Source organism: Parabacteroides chongii (assembly GCF_029581355.1).
Lineage (GTDB): Bacteria > Bacteroidota > Bacteroidia > Bacteroidales > Tannerellaceae > Parabacteroides > Parabacteroides chongii.
This window is the reverse complement of record NZ_CP120849.1, coordinates 3993632-4019537: the sequence shown is the minus strand read 5'-3', so window position 1 is coordinate 4019537 and position 25906 is coordinate 3993632. Positions and strand designations below refer to the sequence as shown.

The window sequence follows — 25906 nt, the reverse complement described above, 5'->3', positions numbered from 1 at the left end:
AGTTTGCGAGCGCTAAGAAAGACATTTTATACAGAAATTTAAATACAAGAGTTATGCAATCAATTGACAATTTCAATTTTGCCGGCAAAAAGGCATTTGTAAGAGTTGACTTCAACGTTCCATTGGACGAAAACTTCAACATCACAGACGACACCCGTATTCGTGCCGCTCTTCCTACTCTTAAGAAGATCCTGGCAGACGGTGGCAGTGTAATCATAGGTTCTCACCTGGGTCGTCCGAAAGGCGTTACTGATAAATTTTCACTGAAACATATTTTGGGTCGTGTATCTGAATTACTGGGCGTAGAAGTTCAGTTTGCTAACGACTGTATTGGTGAAGAAGCTGGTGCTAAAGCTGCTGCTCTGCAACCGGGCGAAGCTTTATTGCTGGAAAACCTTCGTTTCTATGCAGAAGAAGAAGGTAAACCCAGAGGTTTGGCTGAAGATGCAACAGACGACGAAAAGAAAGCTGCTAAAAAAGCAGTAAAAGAAAGCCAGAAAGAATTCACTAAGAGATTGGCTTCTTATGCAGACTGCTATGTAAACGATGCATTCGGTACTGCTCACCGTGCTCACGCTTCTACGGCGCTGATCGCTGATTACTTCGATGCTGACCACAAAATGTTCGGTTACCTGATGGAAAAAGAAGTAAAAGCTGTAGAAAAAGTAATGAACGACATCGCTCGTCCGTTTACCGCTATCATGGGTGGTTCTAAAGTTTCTTCTAAAATCGAAATCATCGAAAACCTGCTGAACAAAGTAGATAACCTGATCGTAACAGGTGGTATGACTTATACTTTCACTAAGGCTATGGGCGGCAAGATCGGTAACTCTATCTGCGAAGATGACAAACTGGATCTGGCTCTCGACCTGATGAAGAAAGCAAAAGAAAAAGGTGTAAACCTGGTATTGGCTGTCGACGCTAAGATCGCTGATGCTTTCAGCAACGACGCAAATACTAAATTTGCTAACGTTAACGAAATTCCTGACGGATGGGAAGGTCTTGACATCGGTCCTAAGACTATCGAAATCTACGCTGACGTTATCAAGAAATCTAAGACTATCCTTTGGAACGGTCCTACAGGCGTATTCGAATTCGAAAACTTCACTGACGGTTCTCGTGCAGTAGGTAACGCTATCGTTGAAGCTACTAAGAACGGTGCATTCTCTCTTGTTGGTGGTGGCGACTCTGTTGCTTGCGTTAACAAGTTCGGTATTGCAAGCGAAGTATCTTATGTATCTACAGGTGGTGGTGCTTTGCTAGAAGCTATCGAAGGTAAAGTTCTGCCGGGTATCGCTGCTGTTAAAGGCGAACCGTACAAATAAGAATTAATTTTCAATATTATAAAAAGGCAATCTTATTTTAAGGTTGCCTTTTTATTTCTATATTTCGCCCCTAATTCAATCTAACTCGATATACAATGAGAACAACTTATCTTATTTTATGCCTTTTCCTGCTTACGCAAGGTCTTTTTGCCCAGAAACCATGTAAATCGTACAACAGTATTACCGATCTATTAAATGGAAACTATGATACAACATTAAGCGTGATTGTTGAAAAACGGACCAAGAACCAGATATTCATGTCCGGAGGTGCTGACTATAAAATATACAACGGAGATAAAGAGACTGACAAATTAATTAAAACAAAAATTTACGCAATAGAGGTCAATGATTCTCTATACGTAAACTGTCGAAAATTGAAATTCAAAAAACGCGTTATCGGAGCCTGGTTTGCCCCTGCAATAGTCTGTCAGGGAAAAGTTTATTTCTATGCAATCTCGGTTGGTCCGAGTGCTGCTGCAGCATTCGGGGTTATTGGAGGTGCCGTTCAAGCTGCCAATGAAGCCTCTTCCCGCGTTTATTACGAAATGGATCCAGCAACGAAAGAACTGGATAAAGTTGGCTCCGAAAAGATGATGACACTTCTTAAAAATTATCCCGATTTACTGGAGCAATACGGAAAGGAAACTCTCAAAGAACATATTGAAATTATACATAAGTATTTGCAGAAAATCAATCAGCTAAATAAACAAAGCCTGTAATCGCATTCTAAATATTTTTGTACCTTTGCGCGATATTATTTGGAATCATTGAAAATAACATAGAATTAAAGAAAGATGGCAAAAGAGCTGAAAGAACTGACCAAGAGAAGTGTAAACTACTCCCAGTGGTACCAGGATCTGGTTATTAAAGCGGATTTAGCAGAGAACTCTGCTGTACGTGGCTGTATGGTTATCAAACCTTACGGATACGCTATTTGGGAAAAAATGCAACGTATCCTCGATGATATGTTCAAAGAAACAGGACACGTAAACGCTTACTTCCCGCTGTTGATCCCGAAATCATTCTTAAGCAAAGAAGCCGAACACGTAGAAGGTTTCGCCAAAGAATGTGCAGTTGTTACACATTATCGTCTGAAAACAAATCACGACGGTACAGGTGTTGTTGTCGACCCGGCAGCTAAACTGGAAGAAGAACTGATCATTCGCCCGACATCAGAAACAATCATTTGGAATACATACCGCAATTGGATCCAGTCTTATCGCGACCTGCCTATCTTATGTAACCAGTGGGCAAACGTAATGCGTTGGGAAATGCGTACCCGTCTGTTCCTTCGTACTGCCGAATTCCTGTGGCAGGAAGGACATACCGCTCACGCAACCCGCGAAGAAGCAGAGATCGAAGCAAAGAAGATGCAGCAAGTATATGCAAACTTTGCCGAAAACTATATGGCTATGCCGGTCGTTAAAGGCGTAAAGTCTGCCAGTGAACGTTTTGCAGGAGCTTTGGATACCTATACGATCGAAGCTATGATGCAAGACGGAAAAGCATTGCAGGCAGGAACTTCCCACTTCCTGGGACAGAACTTCGGTAAGGCATTCAACGTTACTTTCATCGACAAAGAAGGAAAAAGCGACTATGCATGGGCTACTTCATGGGGGGTTTCCACCCGTCTGATCGGTGCGCTGATCATGTCTCACTCAGACGATAACGGTTTGGTATTGCCTCCTCATCTCGCTCCGATCCAGGTAGTGATCGTTCCGATCTACCGCAGTGAAGAGCAACTGGCACAGATCAGCGAAAAGGTGAACGGTATCGTTGCCAACCTGAAGAAGATGGGTATTTCCGTTAAGTTCGACGATGCAGACAATAAGAAACCGGGATGGAAGTTCGCCGAATACGAACTGAAAGGTGTTCCCGTACGTCTGGCCATGGGTGGACGCGATTTGGAAAACAATACGATTGAAGTAATGCGTCGCGATACGTTAGAAAAAGAAACCATCACTTGCGACGGTATCGAAGAACACGTACAGAACCTGTTGGAAGAAATCCAGCAGAACATCTTCCAAAAAGCACTCGACCATCGTACAGCTTGCACGGTCACAGTCGACACTTACGAAGAATTCAAGGAAAAGATCGAAGAAGGCCTCTTCATCATGGCTCACTGGGACGGTACTCCTGAAACAGAAGAGTTGATCAAGAACGAGACGAAAGCAACTATCCGTTGTATCCCTCTGGAAGGAGACAAGACACCGGGTAAATGTATGGTTACCGGCAAACCTTCCGCACAACGCGTATTGTTTGCACGAGCTTACTAAGCAAAATACATATAACTATAGAGAGGGGATATGCTTGCAGAAGTATATCCTCTTTTTGTTTTCCATCAGTACAAAAAGAATGACAGAATACGAATAAATTAATTACCTTTGGGAGAAAAATAAGCTGTACTTGTATGGAACTGATTCTCCCCACCAAATTGAACGCTTTGGAACCGACTGTGCTAGAAACAAAAGTGCTGGTCGTAATCGGAGCCAACGGAGCCGGTAAAAGTTCGTTCGGCAGAGATTTGCTGGAACGCTATGCAGAAAATGCAAAAAAGATATCGGGAATGCATTCGTTGTTCTTATGCAGCAACGAAGAGACAGTACCGTCCGAAGGCAACGAACTGGCCCGTATGCAGTCAATGATAGCAGAACGTATCTTCATGCCCCGGCTATCGGACTATGAGAAACTGATTCTCCGCCTACAAAGCGAAGAGTTTGAAGCAGCAGTAAACTATAAAGAGGCATGCAAGCTGCATCCGGACCTTCCCCCACCCGTTACCAAGATCGACCAGATACAGACGATCTGGGAAAAGATGTTCCCACATAACCGGCTGGTACGAAAGTCCGGCTTCATCGAACTCGCTTCAACCAGCCGTGACAGCAATTCCTATACAGCTGGTCGAATGAGCGACGGAGAAAAGATTGTCTTTTATCTGATCGGTGCCGTGCTATGCGCCAATCCGGGTGAATTACTGATCATCGAAGAACCGGAAATACTACTTCATAACTCGATCAAAAACCTATTGTGGGATGAGATAGAAGCTCTGCGCCCCGACTGTACATACGTCTATCTGACTCATGATATCGATTTCACCACCTCCCGCCCGGAAGGCAAACGGATATGGATCAGGGATTACAATGCCGATGCCCACGTTTGGGATTATCAGCTGATAGAAAGCAACGACAGTCTTCCCGAAGAGGTCTATATCGATATACTCGGAAGTCGCAAGCCAATCCTCTTTATCGAAGGTACCGATTCCAACAGCATCGACAACCGTCTCTACCCGCTTATCTTCCCCGACTTTATGGTCAAACCGATGGGAGGCTGCCAGAAAGTGATCGAAACGACAAAAGCTTTCCGCCAGTTGCAGGATTTCCACACATTGGAATCGATGGGTATCGTCGACCGTGATCGTCGTACACAGGGAGAGATAGACTATCTGCGTGACCAGCACATCTTCGTTCCCGACGTAGCTGAAGTAGAGAACCTGCTAATGCTTGAACCGGTCATCAAAACAGTTGCCCGCCGCCTGATGAGAGACCCCGAACAAGTCTTCGGGCAGGTAAAGGAAAATGTGATCAGGCTGTTCGAGAAAGATCTGGAAAGCCAGGTGATCCTGCATGCCAAACACCGTGTCCGCCGGAAACTGGAAACAACTGTCGACCGCAAAATAACGACCGTCGAGCAACTGACCGAGCATGTGGAAAGCATCCGCTTCAACGTGCATGTGGATGAGATATACAGCGGTATAAAAGATAAATTTATCCAATACACCGAAACGGGTGATTACAAAAATATCCTCCGCGTGTACAATCAGAAAGGAATGCTCCCGCAAAGCCGCCTGTGTAACATTTGCGGAATCAGCAACAAAGAAAGCTACCTGAACCTCATCCTTTCCATATTAAAGGAAAATAAAGAAGATGCAGAAGTGATCCGCTCATCTATCAAAGAATCTTTAGGGACATAAAAAGTTATCAAAAATGCGGAAAAAGTCCGTAAAAAATTGTTCTTTTGCAAATTGATATAATGACATTAACTGGTTTAGTCCTCTTACAAAAAGAATATGCGCACACCGACATTACAATATCTCTACCTGCAAAAGCCGGTAACAATGGTTATCATAATCTGTATAATCTCCGTCCTTCCCTGGATAGGCTTGGGAGATTTTTCGACAAAAGGGGAGCCACGTGAAGCATCTGTTGCCATATCCATGCTTGAAACCGGCAACTGGGTACTGCCGCAGGTTTATGCCAACGAGTTTGCTTACAAACCACCGATGGCACATTGGCTGATGGCTGCTTTCTCCTATCCCCAAGGGTATGTATCGGAGTTTACTTCGCGCTTACCGTCTACACTCGCTTTTATCTGCCTAATGGGATGCACGCTGGTCTTTTTCGGGCGAAGAATAAAGTTTCAACAGGCATTCATTGCGACCCTTCTTCTGCTGACTTGCGTGGAGATGCACCGGGCGGCTATGACCACCCGGGTCGATATGTTACTGACAGCCTTTATTGTCATCGGACTCTATCAACTGTTCCGATGGGAAGACAGACTGGAACTGAAAGGCTTGCCGATCATTATCCCTATACTGTTAGGCTGTGCCGTGCTGACCAAAGGTCCCGTCGGTGTCATCCTGCCCTTGTTTGTGTTCGGAGCCTATTTGCTGATGCTTCGCAAATACAGTCTGCTGACTATATTTAAAGCACTTCTTTATATCGGCGTTTCATCCTCATTCCTGCCGTTATTATGGTATATAGCTGCCTGGAAACAGGGAGGCGACCGATTCATGGATGTCGTACTTGCCGAGAATTTCGGACGCTTCTTCCATCTCGACACACCCGATATTAATTATGATTTAGGACACGAAAACGGTGTATGGTACAACTTTGCCACTTTAGCAGGCGGCTTTATTCCCTGGACTATCTTCTTTTTCTTTTCTATATTCGGGTTGAAATGGCAACTAAAGAATGCCTCTTTCAAACAGATAGCCAAAGACAGCTGGAACAATATTCTCTCCATGGAAAAAGAGAAACTGTTCAGTCTTGTAGCATTGGTCTGTATTATCTTCTTCTACAGCATTCCTTCCAGTAAGAGAAGTGTATACCTGATGCCTGCCTATCCGTTTATTGCTATATTCTTAGCTCAATATGCCATCTACATTACGGAATACAGGACAAAGGTTACCCGTATATTTGCGGCATTCCTAGCCTCTGTCACGACTGTTGTGCTGATAGCTATCGGACTGACAATGGCCGGTGTCATCGATCCGGTTGCCATTGCTTCACAATACACAAGCCGTCCTTCTACGCTTGCACAGGTAGAAGCCGTATCCAATATGTTCTCTTCCAGTTGCGGACTGACCGTCTGTATCGTTATTATCGTGTTGCTGGCTTTGCTGACCGTGCTTTATCAAATGTTCAAGAAGATAAACATCAAGATACTGTATGCGACGATAGCCTTGACCTTTACGATCAATTTGCTGGTCGACGGAGTTATTATGCGTGGTATCCGCCAGGATGGATCAGCCCGTCCTTTTGCCGAAAGGGTAATGAAAGAATATCCTTTGAACAAGGATAATATGTTCGTCATGAACAACCTCAAAGTATACAGGAATCTATACGGACTGAACTTTTATCTGGGTAACCGTTTCCATAATTTCGAACAGGAGATGCCGAAGGAAGGATTCTTCTTTGCCACTCCCAGTGACCTGGAAGTTGTTCTGAAAAATTACGAAGGCCAATATACATTTAATATATTGACCTCCTCTGAACGTATCATTCACGAAGTACGCCGACCAATTGTCCTGTGCAGTTTCCTTCGTATAGAATAAGCTTACTTCAGTTCTTTGATTTTGATACTGCGGAAAGCAACTTCATCGCCATGATCCTGTAAAAGGACATGTCCTTGGGGAGCTTCACCGAAACGGCCTGCCTCGTTATAAGACGGGGCAGCATATTTACTGCCCTTTACCATTTCGCGGAAAGCATCCGAACAGCGTTCATATTCCAATGTTTTGAAGCCATTCAACCAATGTTCCACATGGTTATTGGGAAATACTTTTAAAACAGCCTGATTCCATTTTCCAACCCCATTGAAGCGTTTATTCTGTGCCGGCATCATATCGTAAAGACTTGCCAATGTGCGGCTGCCGGGAACGGTAGTATACAATTTGGCATCCGGATGAAGCTGGTCGTCCAGTATCTGATATTCCAAGCCATAAGCAGAGCCGCTCGGTTTTTCCGATTCCGTTACAAAGTATTTGATACCGCTGTTGGCTCCCGGAGTAATTTTAAATTCCAGGCTCAGTTCAAATGCGGCATATTCGTTGTCGGTTACGATATCACCACCGTTTGTAGATTCTCCGCCGCCTGATTTCAATACGATCAACTGTCCGTCTTCCACTTTCCAGCCATGATCGGGAAATGCTTCTTTATGGGCACCGCGCCAGCCTGTAGTTGTCTGACCGTCGAATAACAGATTCCAGCCGTCCGCTTTTTCCGTATCGGTCAGATAATTGGGGATACGGTTCACTTCCGGAGCCAACGTACCCTGCATACGTTCTGCTTCCAGATTTTCAGTCTTTATGCGGATATTACGCCATTTGATTTCTTTTCCTTCCAGGTCGGCATTCTTTCCGATACCATGTACCTGAAATGCAATAAAGCCTTTTGCCGTTTCATCATCATACAAATTTGCCGTATTCACGCCGTTCAGCCAAATACGGATATTATTGCCGATAGCCTCAATACGATATTTGTTCCAGTCCGTCTTCTTATAAGCTTCCTGTCCCGGTTTATTATCGACAAGCGTCACCAGCCAGCCGCGACGGGCTTCGTCATAAACACCTCCGCTCCAAGCTCTGTCGGACGGGTCCATCTCACACTGGTAACCATGCACACGTCCGTTCTGATAGTCCGGACGGCTTTCACTACGGAACTGCACACCCGAGTTCAGCGACGGATCACACAAAGCCTCAAACTCCAGGATAAAATCACCATATTCCTGTTCGGTAGCCATAAAGCTATTCGGCTGACCCGTCACGGAAGTTCCGACCAGACAACCGTCTTCCACCCGATAAGGGGCTTCCCCATTTAATTGTTTGAAACCGGTAAGGTCTTTACCGTTGAATAACTGTTGCCAGCCATCATTCGACTGACAGGAACAAAGCAGCGCAAGAGACAAGGCTGCAAACTTCAAAGATGCTTTCATTCTGTTCTTCTTTTAGGTATTATAATAAGTCAAATAGTCTTTACTGGTCTGCAAAGCAACACATGTGCACGGACACAAAGATAAAATATTATTCATAAACGCACAGCAAAAGCACAGCTATTTTACAGCAGATGAATCTTTTTCAAAGAAATAGGCTTATCTTTGCCCGCAAAATGTAATCAATAAAGGTATTTTTATGAAATTAAAAACGGCTCTCTTTGACTTTGACGGCGTGATAGTCGACACTGAACCTATCTACGATATTTTCTGGGATGAAGCAGGTGAACGTTATGGAACTGGTATCGACCACTTTGCAGCTGTTATCAAAGGCACAACACTCCCTTACATAATGGAAACGTATTTTTCCGACCGTTCGGAAGAATTTCGTCAGATGGTAATTAAGGAATCTACCGAATATGAAAGTACAATGCCTCTCCCTGCAATGCCGGGCTCGATAGAGTTCCTGCATTTACTAAAAGAGCAGGGTGTACAGATGGGTCTGGTTACCAGTTCCGACAATACGAAAGTAGAACGTGCTTTCAAGCTACATCACCTGGAGAATATTTTCGACACGATCGTAACAGCCGACCGCATCACAAAGGGCAAACCCGATCCGATGTGTTATCTGCTGGCAGCAAAAGACCTGAACGTTTCCCCCGCCGACTGTATCGTCTTTGAAGATTCCTTTGCCGGCATACAGGCCGGAACGTCTGCAGGCATGCGAGTGATCGGACTAACGACCACCAATCCGGAAGAATCCCTAAAGGATAAAGTATATGAAGTGATACCGAACTTCGAGAAGATTACTTTCGAAGATTATTTGAAGTGGTAAGAACAAAAAGATTCCTTTCGGATGAAACGGCATTTTCTTCCGAATGAAACAGTGTTTTCTCTTGGGCAAAACTATACTTTCTACCGGACGAAACTAAAAAACCTCCCAGATGAACTATTTCTTCCGGAAGGTTTTTCTTTATTTTCTGTTTATCAGAAATTATATCCGACACGAATACCTAAGATAGGTTGATCGAAATCTTTAATGATATTATATTTGAATTCCAAACCTACAGTCAGCTGATCCGTTGCATATACTTCGCCCCCCAAACCGATGTTTGCACCGAAACGTGTTTCATTCATGCTCACATCAACCTTATGTCCGTCAACATGTCCGCCTCCACTCCATTTCCAGAAAGAAAGGTCAAGACCAGCCAACGGATAGAAACCGAACATATCGCTCAGTTTAAACACGTAATGAACATTCATGTCAATCGCCCAGGCACTTATTCCATTATCCTTTACGAAATAGGTCAATGAAGGAGCCAAACGAACTTCGTCAGTCAAATTATAACGATAATCAAGTCCTAACAGAGCATTACCGTTATCATTAAACCCATACCCCAGATTAAAACCGAAAGACGATTGTCCCTGTTGGGTCTGTGCAAAAGCACTCATGCTGATAATCGCCAGCATACACATAACAATTAATTTTTTCATACTCTCAATTAATTTAGTTCAACATTGCAACAAATATAATCATTTTACTTTAAGTCTGTCGCCTGCACTCTTCACAATACTACGATAATAGTCTTCATCATAGCCAGGAAAATCAGGATATTCAGACAACCCATAACCATTTTGCTTGAACTTGCCGTTTTCTTCTTTCTTAACGTTTCCGTCCATATATTTTACTAAAAGATACTCACCGAGTTTCTTCCAGCGAGCCGTTGCCTGATCGGCTGTCGTCGTACTGAACCAGGTCAGGAATTTGATAGCTTCTGCCGGATCCTTCGCATACAATTCGGAGGCAGCCTTGTCGATAGCCGGGATTGTTTCTTTATAACCGTTCTCCAGTTCCTGTTGAACCGGACGGATATCTTTGATCATGAAACTATACTTGCCGTAAGCCTGGTTAGCCACCCAGTTATGAATCCAGAAAGCGGAAGTCCATGAGAAGTTCATGATATCGCCGTTCCCAACCCGATAACATTCGGGAGACTCGGTAATAGAGCAATAGAGCGGAGTAAAGACAGCCATATCGGCATCATCCACGCCAAACCAAAGGATTCCGCCGATGGCATCCGGCAACCAGTTACGCATCTGCGGAACGATCACAAAACCGGTCTGCTGTGTAGCGATAGCACGCTCGTTCGTATATTCTTCGCCATCTACCTTGAACGTCATCGGACGCCAACGATAGGGCACCTTATAAGAACCTGCTCCGGCATCTTTCGTCATATCCAGGTCTGTTCCTTCATAATGATCGCGCATACCGTTCTGAACATCCTGAACGGACAACAGACGGTTCGGCTTCACATACAACGGCATAGGCTCTTTGGTAGGATCGCCTTTGATAAAATCGGTATATTTATCCATCGAAGTATCATACTTGCGGAAGAAAGACCATACACGTGCCTCACAACCTCTCAAACCACTGAAGTCATACGGGCAATAAGCTTTCTGAAAGCTGAAATCTTTATCTTTTCCACTGAAATAGCCTTTTTCGCGAGCGAAAGAAACCACATCGGGCGAATACATACAGTTTTCCTTGTCATCGAAAGGAATCTGCTGGATACGTGACTGGTTGGCATGTGCAGAGATACAATCGTCCGGAATGCGGATCGCAACCCAGACTGCCCCTTTATTTCCTGTTCCCTTACCGATCAGCTCCATCACCCATGCTTCGTTCTTGTCGGCAATGGAAAATGTCTCGCCACTGCTGTAATAACCGTGTTCTTTCACCAGGTCGGTCATTACCTTAATCGCTTCGCGGGCCGACTTGGAACGCTGTAGCGCGATATAGATCAGGCTTCCGTAATCCATAATACCTGTTGTATCCACCAATTCGGGACGGCCGCCGAACGTACTTTCCGTGATAGCCACCTGGTGTTCGTTCATATTGCCGACTACCGAATACGTCTGCTCCACCTGCGGAATCTGTCCCAGCGGTTTATTCGTATCCCACTCCCTGACTTCCAGCATCGCCCCTTTCGGCCAGGTAGCCGCCGGCCAACGGTATAACTCGCCATACAAAGTATGTGAGTCTGCTGCATAACTGATCATGACCGATCCGTCGACCGATGCCTTTTTTCCAACCAGCAAACCCGTACAAGCCATTGCCTCCATTCCGGAAAGCAAAACGGCACAGGCTGCTGCGATAATCCATTTTCTTTTCATATAAATAAGTTTAAGCGAATAATAGCATATATACTGCCGCACCGCAAATATAACCAATCAATGCCAAAATAGAAAATCGCTTGGTATAGTACATGAAATCAATCTTTTCCAGTCCCATTACCGTGACACCTGTTGCCGAACCGATAATCAGGATGCTACCGCCCGTTACGGCACAGTAAGCAAGGAATGTCCAAAACCCGCCGTCGGAAACGAAGAACTGGGCATAAGGAGCCAGATCGGGAGCCTGCTGCACAATCGGATACATACCCATCGTCGCCGCCACCAAAGCCACGTTATCCACACAGGAAGACAGAACACCGATCACAAAACTGATCAGATAAGGCTCATGTACATGCTGGTCGAGATAGGCAGACATGATCCCCAGTTGTCCGGATGTTTCCAGTGCACCTACCGCCATCAGAATTCCGAGAAAGAAAAAGATCGTTGCCAGGTCGATATTAGGCAACAACTGTGTAATACGCAGCTTCTCCGATTCATGAACTCGCAACCGGCTATACATGATATCGGTATATACCCAAAGAATAACCAATCCTAGCAAGACCCCCAGGAACGGAGGCAGATTCGTCAACATCTGGAAGACCGGAACCAATGCCAACGAAAGCACACCGATCACAAATATCACACGGCGGGCGTGATTAGGTATCTCCGGAATAAACTCATCAGCCGCTTCTTCTTCACTCATCACACGCAAGCGGGCATCTTTCTTGAACAGCCAGAAGTGGGCAATGGTGAGCGGAACCAGCATATTGATCAGCGCAGGAATAAATACATGGGAAATCTGATGCATGGCCGTCACGTTCTTTCCTACCCAAAGGAGAATTGTCGTCACATCACCGATCGGTGACCACGAACCGCCGGCATTCGCCGCAATAATCACCATACAGGCGTACTTCAGACGGTCGGTCCGGTCGGGCACCAGCTTACGGAGCACTGCCATGATTACGATCGCAGCCGCCAGGTTATCCAACAACGCGGAGAAAAAGAAAGCGGCAAAACTAATGTACCATAATAATTTTCTTTTGTTAGAAGTACGGATATACCCGGTAACAGCCCTGAAACCACCATGTTTATCTACAATATCGACGATCAGCATAGAACACATCACAAAGAACAATGTCTCTGCCACATTTCCCAAATGGTAAACAATGGAACGATTGGAAATAAAATTAATGAACTGGTCTTTTGCCGGCAGGTTGGTCATTTCGGGGTTCTGTACTAGAAACTCCTCGAACAAAGGGTTAGAGCGTTCGACGAAGATGTTATAAGCATCGAACATCAATATCATCCATAAGGAAATAGCCATAAAAAGAGCTGTTGCTGCTTTATTGATCTTAATCTTATCTTCAAGCGCAATGGCGAGGATGCCTACGACAAAAATAATTGGCATTAATATAAACATACGTGTATTTTATTTAGTCTGCCCTTTCATTAAAGGGGCTTATTAATATATGGAAAAAGAGGAGACTTGCTCAAGTGCCCCTTCTCCCGGTTTATTCTCTACTTATAAAGTGTACAAATAGCTGATCTCCTCCGCCCAGATTGATTCGTCCGGCGTTTCAAGTATCAGAGGTATATCGTCAAAACGGGTATCCTGCATCAACATCTGAAAAGTGGTCATTCCCATAACACCTTTCCCGATACTGTCATGCCTGTCTACGCGGGTTGCCAGGTCTTTCTTCGAATCGTTGATATGCATTCCACGCAGGTACGAAAAACCGATCACTTCATCGAAATGGCGGAATGTCTCCATAAAGCCCTGCTCCGTTTTGATATCATAACCGGCAGCCAGCGTATGGGCGGTATCGATACAAACACCTACACGGGATTTGTCGTCCACCCGGTCGATGATAGCCGCGATTTGCTCGAAAGTGTATCCCAGGTTTGTACCCTGTCCGGCCGTATTCTCTATAACGGCACATACTCCCACAGTCTGCTCCAGTGTCCGATTGATCGATTCGGCAATACGTGCCAGGCAATCGTCTACCGAAATTTCATTCAGATGGCTTCCCGGATGGAAGTTCAGTCGGTCCAGTCCCAGCTGTTCGCAACGCTGCATTTCATCGAGAAAAGCATCACGCGATTTTTGCAGACCGTCCAGATCCGGATGTCCCAGATTGATCAGATAACTGTCGTGAGGCAAAATATGCGCGGCTTTGTAGCCGAACTCCTCACAACGTTCTTTAAATAAGGAGATGCTTTTCTTCGTCAACGGGGAAGATTTCCATTGACGTTGGTTCCGGGTAAAAAGGGCAAAAGCTTTCGCCCCGATGGCATTAGCATTTAGCGGAGCGTTCTCAACTCCACCCGACGCGCTTACATGAGCTCCAATGTACTTCATTTGTTAATCGTTTACTTTATTCTTTTCGTCCAGTGTTTTATTTTTCATCTTCGGTTTTACAACCGCAAAAATGAAACTTCTCCGTTGCCTGTTCTTTAGTGACAACAAAATATATAATGTCCGCGCGTGAACAAAGTTCGTTCTGCGAATTGTATATCTCCGTCTCTATGAATATGGCATTCCGTTTCTGCTCTTTGATACGCCCCCGTATCATCAAGCGCGGTTCGCGTGTCGAGATACTTTTCAGGAAACGGGCATCCAGCCGTGAAGTCACGCCCGATGTCTGTAATTTCCTCAATACTACCCAACCGGCCAGTTCATCCATCATTGTCGTCTGGATTCCCCCGTGCAATGTCTCCAACCATCCCTGGTAATGACTTTCCGGTTCCCAGAAAGCAACGATGTCATCGCCATCCTCGTAAAATTCCATGTGCAGTCCTTGCGGATTTCCGGGTGCACACCCGAAACACATATAGCCCTCCAGCCCCTTCCAGGGATTAATAATCTTTTTCATACAACAACAGCTTTAAACGGATTGTTTCTTAAATAAAAAGAATTTTATGACCTAAGTCGCTTACAAATATAACAAACTTATGCCGTTTTTTCCCGTAAGGACAAAAAAACAGAGATAAGAACCTGCGCCTTACCTCTGTTTTCCATACTGATTATCGGGTATATTATCTTTCTTTAGTCCTCGATCTCAGGCATTAAGAAATCCACGAAACACAGAGCAGCCAAAGCTGTACCGTATCTCTTTTCGATGGTAATACCTTCGGTAATAAAGTTCAGTTCACCCAGATAATACTTTCCGTATGTTTTCTGGTGCAGGTCGTTGATTACACGGATCAGACGTGACTCCAACTCCTCGATACGATAACGGCCGCTAACCTCGCATACCAGGGCTCCAACCTTCTCATCGAAGTTTTCGTCCTTGTACATCCAGGCGTAAACCACACCGGCAGATACGAACTCATCCTGATAACCATGCGAAACCGCCATAATGGTTTTCAATTCCGTACCGAATGGAGGAAGATCAATCTCATCCATGGTTGCAAGATGCGCTGTTGCAGGGATTACAGACGAATAAGTCATAATGTTAAAGTCTGAAATACCAGCATCATAAAGGGCCATGTGATAAGAACCTGCGTGTTTTTCCAAGTCTGAATCACCACTACCCTTCGTAATAAAAAAGGTGTTTGGAATTAAATTCCCAACTTTCTTTACCATCTACAAATATGTGTTACTTAATTAATAATATGCGGGCACAAAAATAGAAACTTCTTTGGGATTTTACTCTTTACAGACGACAAAAAAACAGCTTTTTACATATTATTATTCATTTTGTTTCGGCTGATTTCCAAAAAAGTATAAAAATCAAGTGTTAGAAGACAGCTGGTTAAAGGTCATAAATTTTATTTATCCTTTAATCAATAAAAGTTATGGTTTTTGGACCGGTTTCTTTGAACAAATAACAAACCCGCCCTGTTAGAATAGTAGAAACAACATAAAACTTAGTAGTCATGCTTACATTATGTCTTAGTTTATTATTGTTGGTAACTAATAATAGTAATAATAGTAGTAGTCAAATAACAGATAAAAAAGAAGAAATTATGAAATTCGAACTAATTAAATTGCCTTATGCAGCAGATGCATTAGAACCGGTTATCAGTAAAGCAACCATTGAATTCCATCACGGAAAACATTTACAGGCTTACGTAAACAATCTGAATAACCTGATCCCGGGAACAAAATTTGAAAACGCTCCCCTGGAACAGATCGTAGCAGAATCTGACGGTGCTATCTTTAATAATGCCGGACAGATACTCAACCATAATTTGTATTTCACCCAGTTCTCCCCTAACGGCGGCGGCGAACCTAAAGGAAAGTTTGCGGATGCTATCAAAGCTACCTGGGGTTCATTCGAAGACTTCAAGAAAGAATTCAACGCAGCAGGAGCCGGTCTGTTCGGTTCAGGATGGGTATGGCTGGCAAAAGATAAAGACGGCAAACTTTCAATTACCAAAGAAGCTAACGGTAGCAACCCTGTTGCCAAGGGGCTGACTCCGATTTTGGGATTCGATGTATGGGAACATGCTTATTACCTGGATTACCAAAACCGTCGTCCCGATCACCTGAATGCCCTGTGGCAGATCGTTGATTGGGATGCCGTTGGCAAACGATATTAATATTAATAGTAGTGTAGTTTAAAACCAAATAAGGCCGTCCGGAGTAACAATCCCCGGACGGCTTTTTGTTTACGAACTACCCTCAAGGGAAAAATGCCAATTATTAAGGAAATACAGTAAATAGTTACAGGAATATTAGGTTGTAACTTTGTTATGTAAAACAGAAGTAAGAATAATAACTAAACAATAAGGAGTTAGAATCATGAAAGTGAAAGAGTTGACAAAACAGGAATTTCTGAATAAAGTAGCTAATTACGAAGCAAGCCCCGAAAAATGGGTGTATGAAGGCGACAAACCTTGCATCGTCGATTTCTATGCTACCTGGTGCGGTCCGTGCAAAATGATCGCTCCTATTCTGGAAGAGCTGGCTGGCGAATACGAAGATAAAATCGATATTTATAAAATAGATACGGAGAAAGAAGAAGAGCTGGCTGCAGCTTTCGGTATCCGGAGTATTCCTTCCCTCCTGTTCTGTCCGATGGGCGAACAGCCACAAATGGCAAGAGGTGCCATGAGCAAAGTCGACTTCAAGAAAGCGATCGACGAAGTTCTTCTGAAAAATAAGTAAGCAACGCAATAATCTTACTGAAAGGACTCCTGAAAGTGCAGGCAGATAAAAACAAAACTGCCGGCTTTCAGGAGTTTTTATGTTTACAATTTATCCGTGCAATACATCCTTCATATCAATGACAGGCCACGGCTTGTAATTGCGCCAGGCTCCGCGGGTAAAGTCAGGTATGGCAACCGAACAGCTTTTATTCAGTACGGAACGTTCGCTTAACTCGACGATAGATGACCAGGCAGCTGCGTCATACACGCTCTGGTCGAGCGGATAACCGTTACGCAGGCAGTAGATCAGACGCCAGTCCATGATAAAATCCATGCCGCCATGACCGCCGACTTTTTTCGCCCGTTCGCCGATATATTTGCTTAACGGATGTTCATATTCAGCCATCACATCTTTCTGCGGTCCCTCTTTCAGGAACGAATGCGTATCAGGCTGGATAGCTACTTTTCTCTCCGGATACTTGACAGCCATGCCTTTGGTTCCCTGTACCAGATGGATGCGGGAATAGGGACGCGGGGAGGTCGTGTCATGCTGGATCATGATGGATTTGCCATTGACGGTATGGATGATAGTTGTATTCATATCGCCCAGCGCATAACGTTCCGAAAGGGTTATACGTTCATCATCTGTCAGGTTTTCTTTTGCCCAAAGTGCCAGCCCGAACTGGTTGGTGGAGACAGACGAAAGATAATCCATCCGGTCTCCCTGATTAATACCCAGTATCTGGGCCACCGGCCCCAAACCGTGTGTCGGATACGGATTTCCTGTATGGTATTTACTGTATTCCAGACGCCAGTGTTTATAATAACCTTTAAACTTCGATCCTCTCAGATCATGGATATAAGCGCCTTCGGTGTGAATAATTTCTCCCAACAATCCCTGTCGCGCCATATTCAAGGTAGCTAGTTCAAAGAAGTCGTAACAACAATTTTCCAGCATCATACAATGAAGCTGGGTTTCTTCCGCCTTATCGACCAATGCCCAACAGTCTTTTACCGTCAGTGCGGCAGGGACTTCGATAGCGACGTGTTTTCCATGATCCATAGCGTAAAGGGCGATAGGCACGTGCAGTTCCCAGGGAGTGGCGTTATAGATCAGGTCGATGTCATCGCGTTCGCACATCTTTTTCCAGTCTTCTTCGCCCGTGTAAGCGACAGCTTCTTTCCGGTTACTGTTTTTAAGGGTTTTCTGGCTATTGGCTATCCGTTCCGGGTTCAGATCGCAGATAGCAACGATCTCCGCTCCTTCAATCTGTGCCATGCGTTTTACGGCTCCGGCTCCCCTGCCCAGACCGACGACACCGACACGGACGGTGCTCAAGGGTTTGCAACGTAATCCTAAAACAGATTTTCCTTTTGCCGGAGGTGATAAATCCTCCACGGGAGAGAAAGAGGTTGATACAGCCGGTGCGGAAGCAGCACTCAGGTCCTTGCCTACAACGATAGCTGCGCTTCCGGCCAATGATTTTCTTAGAAATTGCCTTCTGTTAATGCTCATGATAATAGATTTTAGATTAAGTGACATTGATATGAGTTGACAAAATAAGAAATAATTTTCACATCTGCTATTTTTCTAAAAAAATGTAGTTTGTTTTCTTATTATTAATCAGGAAGATAGACTACATCAGAAATAGGACATGAAAAAAAGTATGCAAAAAAGTTCGCACAGTTCTTGCGAGATCGAAAATTATCACTACCTTTGCACTCGCAAAACAGAAATACTGAATGCCTCTTTAGCTCAGTTGGCCAGAGCACGTGATTTGTAATCTCGGGGTCGTTGGTTCGAATCCGACAAGAGGCTCAAAAAAGTTGACAGTGGAAAGTTGACAGTTGACAGTTGACAGTTAATGTCGCTTTCCAGTTTTAAATCTGTCAACTGTCAATTATCAACTGTCAACTTTTAGGGCAGTTACCAGAGTGGCCAAATGGGGCTGACTGTAACTCAGCTGTCTTTCGACTTCGGTGGTTCGAATCCATCACTGCCCACAGAGAACCTCAGGAATTTATTTTCTGAGGTTTTTCATTTTACCAAAGTTTCGTTTGTAAAGCATCCACGTTTTCATCTGAAAAAACGTAAGTATTTCCCTAAATCTCCCGGCGACTTTTTGTAAATGGATAGGCATCGCTTTATCAATGGGTAAGTACTTATTTTCAAGCTCTGCCTACTTATCTATGTTTTTACTCAATCGGAATCACCTCAGTGATTTTGCTTGTTTACCTATTGATAATCTTGGCATAAGCAGGTGACGCCGCATCTAAAAACAGCGTCACCCTCCATCAACAAACAGGTGACGCCGGACAAAACTCCGGCATCACCTATCAGTCATTGAATATCAACGTATAATCTCTGTATTTCGAAAGATGACGCTGAAAATCGTTCAAACGTTGAAGTACAGCGCGAATTTTATACAATAGAATTCTTCTTTGTAAATTCAATGATCTCGCTGATATAGCCAAAAGCAAGACCTGTCACCGTATCAGCACAACCATAATAAATAGCGATACGATCCGATTCGGGATCATGCAAGGCGGCACATGGGAAAGTAACGTTAGGAACATCTCCCATACATTCATACTCTTTCTGCGGAGAAAGCAGATAAGGACCTGTGCGATATTTAATCTTCCAGGGCTGATCCAAATCCAACAAGGCAGCACCAAAGCTATATACATAGCCGTTACAAGACTGTAACACGCCATGATAGATCAGCAACCATCCTTCCGATGTCTCGATAGGAATAGGACCTGCACCCACCTTCAGGCATTGCCATGCACTCACTTCGAACGGAGCCGGAGCCATCACATGACGATGTTTTCCCCAGAAACACATATCGGGAGATTCGCTGTAGAAGATATCGCCGAACGGTGTATGCCCGTTATCACTCGGACGACTCAGCATGGCAAAATTACCGTTGATCTTACGCGGGAACATCACACCGTTACGGTTAAAAGGCAGATACGCATTTTCCAGCTGGTGGAATGTTTCGAAATCGAACGTATAAGCTACACCGATTGTCGGGCCGTGATAGCCGTTGCACCAGGTGATGTAATAACGGTCTTCGATGAAGCAGACGCGCGGATCATAAGCGTAAACAAACTTTCCGATCTCTTCGTCATCACATTCGAACTCCAGCTTTGTTTCAGAAATATTCCAATGGATAGCATCGGCACTGAAACCTACATGCAAACGCATACGGCGGTTCGTGTCGTCACAACGGAATACACCAGCATAGCCTCCCTTGAAAGGAACGACTGCACTGTTGAATACACTGTTGGATGTCGGGATGATATCACGCGGTATCACCGGGTTATTCGAATATCTCCAGATCACATCCTTACAATCGGCCGGGCGGTCTTCCCAAGGCATGTCAGGCTGCGGTTCGCCAATAATTTTCAGTTTATCCATTTTATCGATTTGTTTTAATTTGACAATACAAAGTTACTTCTTTTCGTCCAATTTCAATTCTTTCATCAATTCATTATATTCCACTTCATCTTTGCTCATCTTGTCATACCAGTTCTTCTTCAGAACAAGCGTTGTGATGGCAAGGATCAGTACACTGGTCAGCAACGGCATACCTTCACGGATCACGATATACATCGGGATAATGGTCAGGCACATCTGCCAAATAATACCGATCGCCACATTGAACATATCACGTTTGAAGTTTTTGTTGGCTTTCACCTGCGGATATTTGGCAACCACCTTATCGTGAACCGGCTTCCAGAAACCCCACGGACGTATGGTAATATAGAAACGTTCAAGTGTCTCGTCTTCTACCGGAGGAGCGGAATAGGTACCGACCACACAACCGATCAAAGACACAACCAGCAATACCGGGAAGTAGAACAACGGCAACATCGGAGCATTGTTGGCATATTCCCCTACTCTTTCTACGAAATGACCGTCCACCATCGTGTAACCGTCAAAGATAAACGGACAAACCATAGCAGCCAGGATACCTGTGATCATTCCCCAAAAATAACCGTTACCATTGAAACGCCACCAGTGCCATTTCAATAAGTTAGCAGCAATATAACCTCCGTACAGAGCCGAAGTAATCCATTGCAGCACGGAGTTCACACTCTCTACAAAGAATCCGATCACAACACTAACGACCACCACGCCGACTGTCACTATGTAGCTGGCACGGATCATCGTCTTGTTACTGGCATTCGGATTGATATATTTCTTGTAAATATCATTCACAATATAAGCGGGAGCCGCATTAGCGGTGGAAGCGAAAGTAGACATAAACGCCGCCAGCAATCCCGCCAGCAACAAACCACATACGCCAACGGGCACGAACTGGTTGATTGCATTCGGAAGAATCAGCTCAAAGTCGATCGCGCCTGTCTTTGTTGTCAAATCCAAATCCTTGAAGAAAGCCAGGGCAAGAATCGTGAAGCCCATGATCATCAGATAACGCGGGATCAGCAAGATTACGGGAACCGAACCACTCATCAAAGCAGCCTCTTTACCGCTACGGCAGGAAAGAATCTTCTGCATATCATAGTTAGGCGCAGGACCTGCCATACTATTGAATACTCCTTTAAAGAGCATCATCATAATAAAGATTCCAAACAGGCCATACTGGTCATTCATAATCTTTTCATTCACGTCGCTGAAGATATCCGTCCATTTCAAGTCTAGCGTCCATCCGGGCATCAGACTGTCCCATCCGGCAGGCACGATAGAAGCCAGCATTTCCGGGCTTACCTTCATCATAGCGATAACGGCTATCGTAATACCAGCAACCGTCATTATGGCGAACTGCACCACATCGGTCCACACGATACTCAGCATACCGCCCAGCATCACATAGATGGTGGCAATAGCAGTAAAGAAGATACCGTAGGCATGCGGCACATATTCTGCCGGAATATCGAATGGAACAAACTGGGAAACATAATCCCAGGGGAAGAATATTTCCATAAACTTACCCACACCGATAAAACCGTAGCTAAGGAATCCCAGCACACCGATCAGGGCATAGATAACAACAATTGTGTGTGACAAACTAGCACCTCTGTTCTTTCCGAAACGTGTCTGAATCCATTCAGCTCCTGTCAGCACATTCGAACGGCGCAGCCATACAGAAAGATAGACCATCAGAAAGATCTGGTTGAACACCGGCCACAGCCAGGGCACCCAGGCACTTTTAATTCCATAAATAAAGGCCAGTGTAACCATCCACATAGTACCAGAGATATCGAACTGGCCGGATGCGTTAGACAAGCCTAACATATAAAAAGGAAGAGTTTTACCTCCTAAGAAGTAGGAGTCCATGTTTTTCGACGCTCTTTTCTTCAGAATTAATCCGATTACGATCATTGCCACCAGATAAAGTCCGATGATAAAGATGTCGATTGGTTGCAATTTCATGATATTGATTTTGTTTTTAGGTTTAACGTTTGGCAAAGATATATAAATAGTTGACAGTCGACAAGTGACAGTTGACAGTTATTCCGGCTTTCAGCCGAATAGGTTCATTTTCATGAAACAAACTGTCACTTGTCAACTGTCAACTGTCAACTGTTAATTGTCAATTGTCAACTTGTTAGTCGATCGGACAAACAGAAGAGATCATGCCAAATGTGTCATTATCATTCAAGCTCCAGATCACTTTATTGTTACCGTCGATCTCCATCAACTGCGGATTGTTCGATTCCTTTGCACTCGGATCGTGTCCCTGCCAGTTGCAGATATACAGACCGTTGTTTGACGTAGGCAACAACTGGGCTACGAAGAACAGGGAAACGCCTTCAATATCGTTAGCACCGATCTTACGGATCACTTCACCCTTATCCAGATTTACTTCCATCAAAGAATGTCCGTCACCGCAAGCGACCATATAATTGCCGTTGTCCAGCAATACAGTACTATACGGAGTACCTTCCAGCTTGGTTGTCCGAACCAGTTCGCCGGCAGAAGATATTTCACGCACTTCAGAAGTAGCGAAAAGAGGCATCAGGTAGTTGCCTGCCTTGTTCTTATTCACCTGGCGGAACTGAGCATGCGGATGGTCGATACCTGTTTCGTATTCTGTTTCAGAAAGAATTTCACCCTTCGGGCTTACTTCCATGATCTTAGCCGGGTGTCCGCACCATGCCAGCAGGTAGTTACCGTCAGGCAGGATACGTGCAGTCTGCATTTCACAAGTATCAGGAGCAGCGATGTTCCATATTTCCTTCTGATCGCGGGAGATCAGCTTCGCACCTTTTTTATAAGCAAACAAAATGTTACCGTCCGGAGTAGCTACAGCCGAGTTACATTCCCAACCTTTTTGCAAAGGATGTTCCCATTCAATCTGTTTGGTATTCTTGTCGATGATAACGACTTTATTCCAACCGGAACCGGCTAACAACAATTTCTGAGCCTTCTGCTGGCAGGATGTAGCGGCAAGCAGGAAAAGAGCAGAGCACAATAATGTGAATATTTTCTTCATGGCAATTTCTATGTATTATGTTATGATTCAGATACAACAAGGGGCAGAGTAGCGCCCCGCCCCTTTGAAGTATAATTAATTATTTAGATAAATCCTGGAACATTTCAAATCCTTGCTGCGGAGTCAAACCGTCATGAACCACTGCATGAACAGCCTGAATCATAGCAACCGGGTTTTCAGACTGGAATACATTACGTCCCATATCCACACCGGCAGCACCGTCGTTGATTGCTTTGTAGCACAGATCCAATGCTTCCAGTTCTGGCAATTTCTTGCCACCTGCGATCACAACAGGAACCGGAGTAGCGGCAACAACCTTTTCGAAACCTTCGCAATAGTAAGTCTTCACGATATTTGCACCGTTTTCAGCACAGATACGAGAAGCCAGACCGAAATAACGAGCATCGCGAGCCATCTGTTTGCCGACAGCAGTTACACCCATTACTGGAATACCATAACGTGTACCTTTATCTACTGCCTTATACAAGTTTGCGATTGTTTTAGCTTCATGTGCTTCGTCGCCGATAGCCAACATAACAGCCATAGCTGAAACGTTCATACGGATAGCATCTTCTATATCGATCAGAACATTGTCATTCAGTTCTGTCAGAATAGATGTTCCGGCATCCGAACGCAAACAGATTGGTTTGTTTGTTGTAGTCGGGATAGTAGACTGAAGAATACCGCGTGTACACATAATACAATCAGCATAATCAATCAGCGGTACGATATTCAGGTCGATACGTTCCAAACCTGAAGTCGGTCCCATAATGAAACCATGATCGAATGCCAACATTACAGCTTTGCCTGTCTTCGGGTTGAAGATACGGGATAAACGATCTTTCATACCCCAGGGAAGGTTTTCAGCACCCTTCACATGGAAACTTTGTTGTTGAGAGTTAACACCTAAACCGAAGTTTGAGCCTTCTCTCAAATCATCTAAATCTGCCATTTTTCTATTTTCTATATTAAAAAGTGAATTATTCAATTATAATGCTTCTGCAAAAGAGGCTAACATGCAGCTCCATGATGTAGCACCGCTATCGGCATAACCGATAGAACGTTCACCGTAGTTACGGGCACGTCCGAAGTTCGCTTTCATATCTACTGTTTTCTTTGCACCTTCCAAAGCTGCGTTGGCACCAGCTGTCATGATTTCCTTGATGTCGTCCGATTCACAAGCCTGAATAGCTTCGATAGCAGGAACCAAAGCGTCCATCATCGTTTTGTCGCCCGGTTGTGCTTTTGTCTGTTTCTGCACGTTGGCAAGACCGCCGGCAAACATTTTCTTCACACCTTCGGCATCCAGTTCGGTTCCGGCAGCGCTGTCGCTCATGCCAAGGAAGAATGCACCTAACAGGGTACTTGTCGATCCGCTGGTTTCCAGCATTACGCCAAATCCCATATCATTCAGCATAGATTTAAATTCCGTTCCTTTTTCCGAGCCTTTAACGACAACAGAGAAAGCAGTTACGATAGCCTGTCCGTGATCGCCGTCACCGATTACCGCATCCAGTTTGGAAAATTCGTCTTCGCGGGCTTTGATATGCGTTAGGGCGTTATTCAGCATACCTTTGAAAGCCTCAATAGTCAGTTGTTTCATGTTATTTGTTTATTTACCAATAGTTGTCCAATACGGTGCGTTTGCACTCTTGTTCTTCAAATAATCGATGTGGTCTGCATCCAAAATACCCATGATCATCTGGAAACCAGCCTGTTCCTGAACTGTCAGGATTTCCTGGATACGGCCGAATACTACTTCCAAACCACGAGCTTCCAGTTCTTTGTAAGCTTTGCGGAAAATAATATTCAATTCCATGTGAGTAGTTGCACCTACACCATTAATGATAAGCATCATCTTATCACCGGCTTTCGGCTGCAGTTGCTGGCAAAGCAGATCAACCATTTCAGCAGCTGTAGCGTCGGCAGATACTAACGGTTTCTGACCGCCACCACCTTCACCGTGCTGTCCCATACCGATTTCCATAACACCGGCAGGCAGGTCAGTGATTGTAGCATTGTTCTGCGGATGTGTACAAGAGCGCATAGCAACAGCCAAAGTAGCTACTTTTTCGTTATAACGTTCGCCGATCTCGATCAATTCATCCAAAGACTTGCCTTCGTCTGCAGCAGCACCCAGGATTTTATACAAAGGAACGCAACCAGCCAGACCACGACGATCTTCTGTCGGTGCACCGATACCTGCACTGATATCATCATGAGTCAGGATCTGTTTTACTTTGATACCTACGCGTTCTGCCAACTGGCATGCCATGTTTGCACTCATCACGTCACCAGAATGGTTCAATACAACCAACAGGATACCGGCTTCACGTTTCATCAACTGCAAAGCCTGGAACAGACGCTGTGCACCCGGAGCTGCGAATACGTCGCCCACTACAGAGCAGTCCAGCATACCGTCGCCAACGAAACCGCTCAATGCAGGTTCGTGACCGGAACCGCCCAAAGTAACGATAGCTACTTTATCTTCGCTTTTCGGATTTGCACGTACTACGATATTTTCTCCAGCCAGTTTAACCTGGTCAGGATAAGCCAGTACATAACCTTCCAGCAATTCCGGAGTTATTTGTTCAGGATCATTTATAAATTTAGTCTTAATTTCTGCCATGGTGTTTTTCC

At 44.6% G+C, this 25906-nt stretch carries 22 protein-coding genes and 2 tRNA genes; 10 read left to right on the top strand and 14 right to left on the bottom strand.

Features of this window, described 5'->3' with window-relative positions:
* Positions 1–53 precede the first annotated feature (53 nt).
* The 5 genes from P3L47_RS14995 to P3L47_RS14975 all read left to right on the top strand — a co-directional run bounded on the left by P3L47_RS14995 (position 54) and on the right by P3L47_RS14975 (position 7158).
* A complete protein-coding gene (locus P3L47_RS14995) occupies positions 54–1325 on the top strand; it encodes a phosphoglycerate kinase (RefSeq protein WP_075557873.1) in 1272 nt (423 codons plus the stop codon).
* Between the two features lie 95 nt (positions 1326–1420).
* Positions 1421–2044: a DUF6563 family protein gene (locus P3L47_RS14990; protein WP_277781318.1), complete on the top strand. Its 624-nt coding sequence runs from the start codon at positions 1421–1423 to the stop codon at positions 2042–2044.
* 75 nt (positions 2045–2119) lie between these two features.
* The gene (proS, locus tag P3L47_RS14985) at positions 2120–3601 is read left to right on the top strand and encodes a proline--tRNA ligase (protein ID WP_277781317.1); all 1482 of its coding nucleotides are present in this window, start codon (positions 2120–2122) and stop codon (positions 3599–3601) included.
* 134 nt (positions 3602–3735) lie between these two features.
* On the top strand, positions 3736–5295 hold the full coding sequence (locus P3L47_RS14980; protein WP_122363008.1) for a DUF4435 domain-containing protein: 1560 nt from the start codon (positions 3736–3738) through the stop codon (positions 5293–5295).
* A 96-nt stretch (positions 5296–5391) separates the two neighbouring features.
* Positions 5392–7158 (top strand): ArnT family glycosyltransferase, encoded by a 1767-nt coding sequence (locus P3L47_RS14975; protein WP_122363009.1) that lies wholly within the window; start codon positions 5392–5394, stop codon positions 7156–7158.
* A 2-nt stretch (positions 7159–7160) separates the two neighbouring features.
* Here the strand turns inward: P3L47_RS14975 and P3L47_RS14970 are convergent, their stop codons facing one another.
* Positions 7161–8537: a 3-keto-disaccharide hydrolase gene (locus P3L47_RS14970; protein WP_277781316.1), complete on the bottom strand. Its 1377-nt coding sequence runs from the start codon at positions 8535–8537 to the stop codon at positions 7161–7163.
* Positions 8538–8733: 196 nt separating this feature from the next.
* On the opposite strand from P3L47_RS14970, the gene P3L47_RS14965 reads away from it, so the two are divergent.
* Entirely contained in the window at positions 8734–9369 is a 636-nt protein-coding gene (locus tag P3L47_RS14965; protein WP_277781315.1) for an HAD family hydrolase, read from the top strand.
* A gap of 152 nt (positions 9370–9521) precedes the next feature.
* Here the strand turns inward: P3L47_RS14965 and P3L47_RS14960 are convergent, their stop codons facing one another.
* From P3L47_RS14960 to P3L47_RS14935, 6 genes are all read right to left on the bottom strand, one after another.
* Positions 9522–10028 (bottom strand): porin family protein, encoded by a 507-nt coding sequence (locus P3L47_RS14960; protein ID WP_277781314.1) that lies wholly within the window; start codon positions 10026–10028, stop codon positions 9522–9524.
* 39 nt (positions 10029–10067) lie between these two features.
* A complete protein-coding gene (locus tag P3L47_RS14955) occupies positions 10068–11708 on the bottom strand; it encodes a dipeptidase (RefSeq protein ID WP_277781313.1) in 1641 nt (546 codons plus the stop codon).
* Positions 11709–11718: 10 nt separating this feature from the next.
* Positions 11719–13128 (bottom strand): sodium:proton antiporter NhaD, encoded by a 1410-nt coding sequence (gene nhaD, locus P3L47_RS14950; protein ID WP_122363014.1) that lies wholly within the window; start codon positions 13126–13128, stop codon positions 11719–11721.
* Positions 13129–13230: 102 nt separating this feature from the next.
* On the bottom strand, positions 13231–14067 hold the full coding sequence (nfo, locus tag P3L47_RS14945; RefSeq protein ID WP_277781312.1) for a deoxyribonuclease IV: 837 nt from the start codon (positions 14065–14067) through the stop codon (positions 13231–13233).
* Between the two features lie 37 nt (positions 14068–14104).
* The gene (locus tag P3L47_RS14940) at positions 14105–14581 is read right to left on the bottom strand and encodes a PaaI family thioesterase (RefSeq protein ID WP_122352533.1); all 477 of its coding nucleotides are present in this window, start codon (positions 14579–14581) and stop codon (positions 14105–14107) included.
* 173 nt (positions 14582–14754) lie between these two features.
* Positions 14755–15294, bottom strand: coding sequence for a pyruvoyl-dependent arginine decarboxylase (locus P3L47_RS14935; RefSeq protein ID WP_122352532.1), 540 nt, complete (start codon positions 15292–15294; stop codon positions 14755–14757).
* A gap of 293 nt (positions 15295–15587) precedes the next feature.
* On the opposite strand from P3L47_RS14935, the gene P3L47_RS14930 reads away from it, so the two are divergent.
* On the top strand, positions 15588–16253 hold the full coding sequence (locus tag P3L47_RS14930) for a superoxide dismutase (protein WP_277781311.1): 666 nt from the start codon (positions 15588–15590) through the stop codon (positions 16251–16253).
* A 202-nt stretch (positions 16254–16455) separates the two neighbouring features.
* Positions 16456–16821 carry a thioredoxin gene (trxA, locus tag P3L47_RS14925; RefSeq protein ID WP_122363017.1) on the top strand — a complete coding sequence of 122 codons (366 nt, stop codon included), beginning with the start codon at positions 16456–16458 and terminating at the stop codon, positions 16819–16821.
* A 90-nt stretch (positions 16822–16911) separates the two neighbouring features.
* On the opposite strand, the gene P3L47_RS14920 is transcribed toward trxA, so the two are convergent.
* Positions 16912–18318, bottom strand: coding sequence for a Gfo/Idh/MocA family protein (locus tag P3L47_RS14920; RefSeq protein ID WP_277781310.1), 1407 nt, complete (start codon positions 18316–18318; stop codon positions 16912–16914).
* A 229-nt stretch (positions 18319–18547) separates the two neighbouring features.
* Between P3L47_RS14920 and P3L47_RS14915 the strand changes: the two genes are divergently transcribed.
* Positions 18548–18621: transfer RNA gene (locus P3L47_RS14915), tRNA-Thr, on the top strand.
* Positions 18622–18723: 102 nt separating this feature from the next.
* A tRNA-Tyr gene (locus P3L47_RS14910) sits at positions 18724–18806 on the top strand.
* A 418-nt stretch (positions 18807–19224) separates the two neighbouring features.
* Here P3L47_RS14910 and P3L47_RS14905 read toward each other — a convergent pair.
* From P3L47_RS14905 to P3L47_RS14880, 6 genes are all read right to left on the bottom strand, one after another.
* Positions 19225–20223, bottom strand: coding sequence for a glycoside hydrolase family 130 protein (locus tag P3L47_RS14905; protein ID WP_277781309.1), 999 nt, complete (start codon positions 20221–20223; stop codon positions 19225–19227).
* 33 nt (positions 20224–20256) lie between these two features.
* Positions 20257–22203, bottom strand: a complete 1947-nt coding sequence (locus P3L47_RS14900) for a sodium:solute symporter family protein (protein WP_122363020.1) — start codon at positions 22201–22203, stop codon at positions 20257–20259.
* A 175-nt stretch (positions 22204–22378) separates the two neighbouring features.
* Positions 22379–23266 carry a beta-propeller domain-containing protein gene (locus tag P3L47_RS14895; RefSeq protein ID WP_277781308.1) on the bottom strand — a complete coding sequence of 296 codons (888 nt, stop codon included), beginning with the start codon at positions 23264–23266 and terminating at the stop codon, positions 22379–22381.
* Between the two features lie 79 nt (positions 23267–23345).
* The gene (lsrF, locus tag P3L47_RS14890; RefSeq protein ID WP_122363022.1) at positions 23346–24218 is read right to left on the bottom strand and encodes a 3-hydroxy-5-phosphonooxypentane-2,4-dione thiolase; all 873 of its coding nucleotides are present in this window, start codon (positions 24216–24218) and stop codon (positions 23346–23348) included.
* A gap of 36 nt (positions 24219–24254) precedes the next feature.
* Positions 24255–24869, bottom strand: coding sequence for a DAK2 domain-containing protein (locus tag P3L47_RS14885; protein ID WP_122363023.1), 615 nt, complete (start codon positions 24867–24869; stop codon positions 24255–24257).
* Positions 24870–24878: 9 nt separating this feature from the next.
* Positions 24879–25895 (bottom strand): dihydroxyacetone kinase subunit DhaK, encoded by a 1017-nt coding sequence (locus tag P3L47_RS14880; RefSeq protein WP_122363024.1) that lies wholly within the window; start codon positions 25893–25895, stop codon positions 24879–24881.
* Positions 25896–25906 lie beyond the last annotated feature (11 nt).

Coding starts and splice junctions, on each gene's coding strand:
- P3L47_RS14970 (WP_277781316.1), bottom strand. CDS start 8,537: ATGAAAGCATCTTTGAAGTTTGCAGCCTTGTCTCTTGCGCTGCTTTGT.
- P3L47_RS14990 (WP_277781318.1), top strand. CDS start 1,421: ATGAGAACAACTTATCTTATTTTATGCCTTTTCCTGCTTACGCAAGGT.
- P3L47_RS14975 (WP_122363009.1), top strand. CDS start 5,392: ATGCGCACACCGACATTACAATATCTCTACCTGCAAAAGCCGGTAACA.
- P3L47_RS14955 (WP_277781313.1), bottom strand. CDS start 11,708: ATGAAAAGAAAATGGATTATCGCAGCAGCCTGTGCCGTTTTGCTTTCC.
- trxA (WP_122363017.1), top strand. CDS start 16,456: ATGAAAGTGAAAGAGTTGACAAAACAGGAATTTCTGAATAAAGTAGCT.
- P3L47_RS14900 (WP_122363020.1), bottom strand. CDS start 22,203: ATGAAATTGCAACCAATCGACATCTTTATCATCGGACTTTATCTGGTG.
- P3L47_RS14960 (WP_277781314.1), bottom strand. CDS start 10,028: ATGAAAAAATTAATTGTTATGTGTATGCTGGCGATTATCAGCATGAGT.
- P3L47_RS14965 (WP_277781315.1), top strand. CDS start 8,734: ATGAAATTAAAAACGGCTCTCTTTGACTTTGACGGCGTGATAGTCGAC.
- P3L47_RS14905 (WP_277781309.1), bottom strand. CDS start 20,223: ATGGATAAACTGAAAATTATTGGCGAACCGCAGCCTGACATGCCTTGG.
- P3L47_RS14935 (WP_122352532.1), bottom strand. CDS start 15,294: ATGGTAAAGAAAGTTGGGAATTTAATTCCAAACACCTTTTTTATTACG.
- P3L47_RS14895 (WP_277781308.1), bottom strand. CDS start 23,266: ATGAAGAAAATATTCACATTATTGTGCTCTGCTCTTTTCCTGCTTGCC.
- P3L47_RS14920 (WP_277781310.1), bottom strand. CDS start 18,318: ATGAGCATTAACAGAAGGCAATTTCTAAGAAAATCATTGGCCGGAAGC.
- nhaD (WP_122363014.1), bottom strand. CDS start 13,128: ATGTTTATATTAATGCCAATTATTTTTGTCGTAGGCATCCTCGCCATT.
- P3L47_RS14995 (WP_075557873.1), top strand. CDS start 54: ATGCAATCAATTGACAATTTCAATTTTGCCGGCAAAAAGGCATTTGTA.
- P3L47_RS14880 (WP_122363024.1), bottom strand. CDS start 25,895: ATGGCAGAAATTAAGACTAAATTTATAAATGATCCTGAACAAATAACT.
- lsrF (WP_122363022.1), bottom strand. CDS start 24,218: ATGGCAGATTTAGATGATTTGAGAGAAGGCTCAAACTTCGGTTTAGGT.
- proS (WP_277781317.1), top strand. CDS start 2,120: ATGGCAAAAGAGCTGAAAGAACTGACCAAGAGAAGTGTAAACTACTCC.
- P3L47_RS14885 (WP_122363023.1), bottom strand. CDS start 24,869: ATGAAACAACTGACTATTGAGGCTTTCAAAGGTATGCTGAATAACGCC.
- P3L47_RS14940 (WP_122352533.1), bottom strand. CDS start 14,581: ATGAAAAAGATTATTAATCCCTGGAAGGGGCTGGAGGGCTATATGTGT.
- nfo (WP_277781312.1), bottom strand. CDS start 14,067: ATGAAGTACATTGGAGCTCATGTAAGCGCGTCGGGTGGAGTTGAGAAC.
- P3L47_RS14980 (WP_122363008.1), top strand. CDS start 3,736: ATGGAACTGATTCTCCCCACCAAATTGAACGCTTTGGAACCGACTGTG.
- P3L47_RS14930 (WP_277781311.1), top strand. CDS start 15,588: ATGCTTACATTATGTCTTAGTTTATTATTGTTGGTAACTAATAATAGT.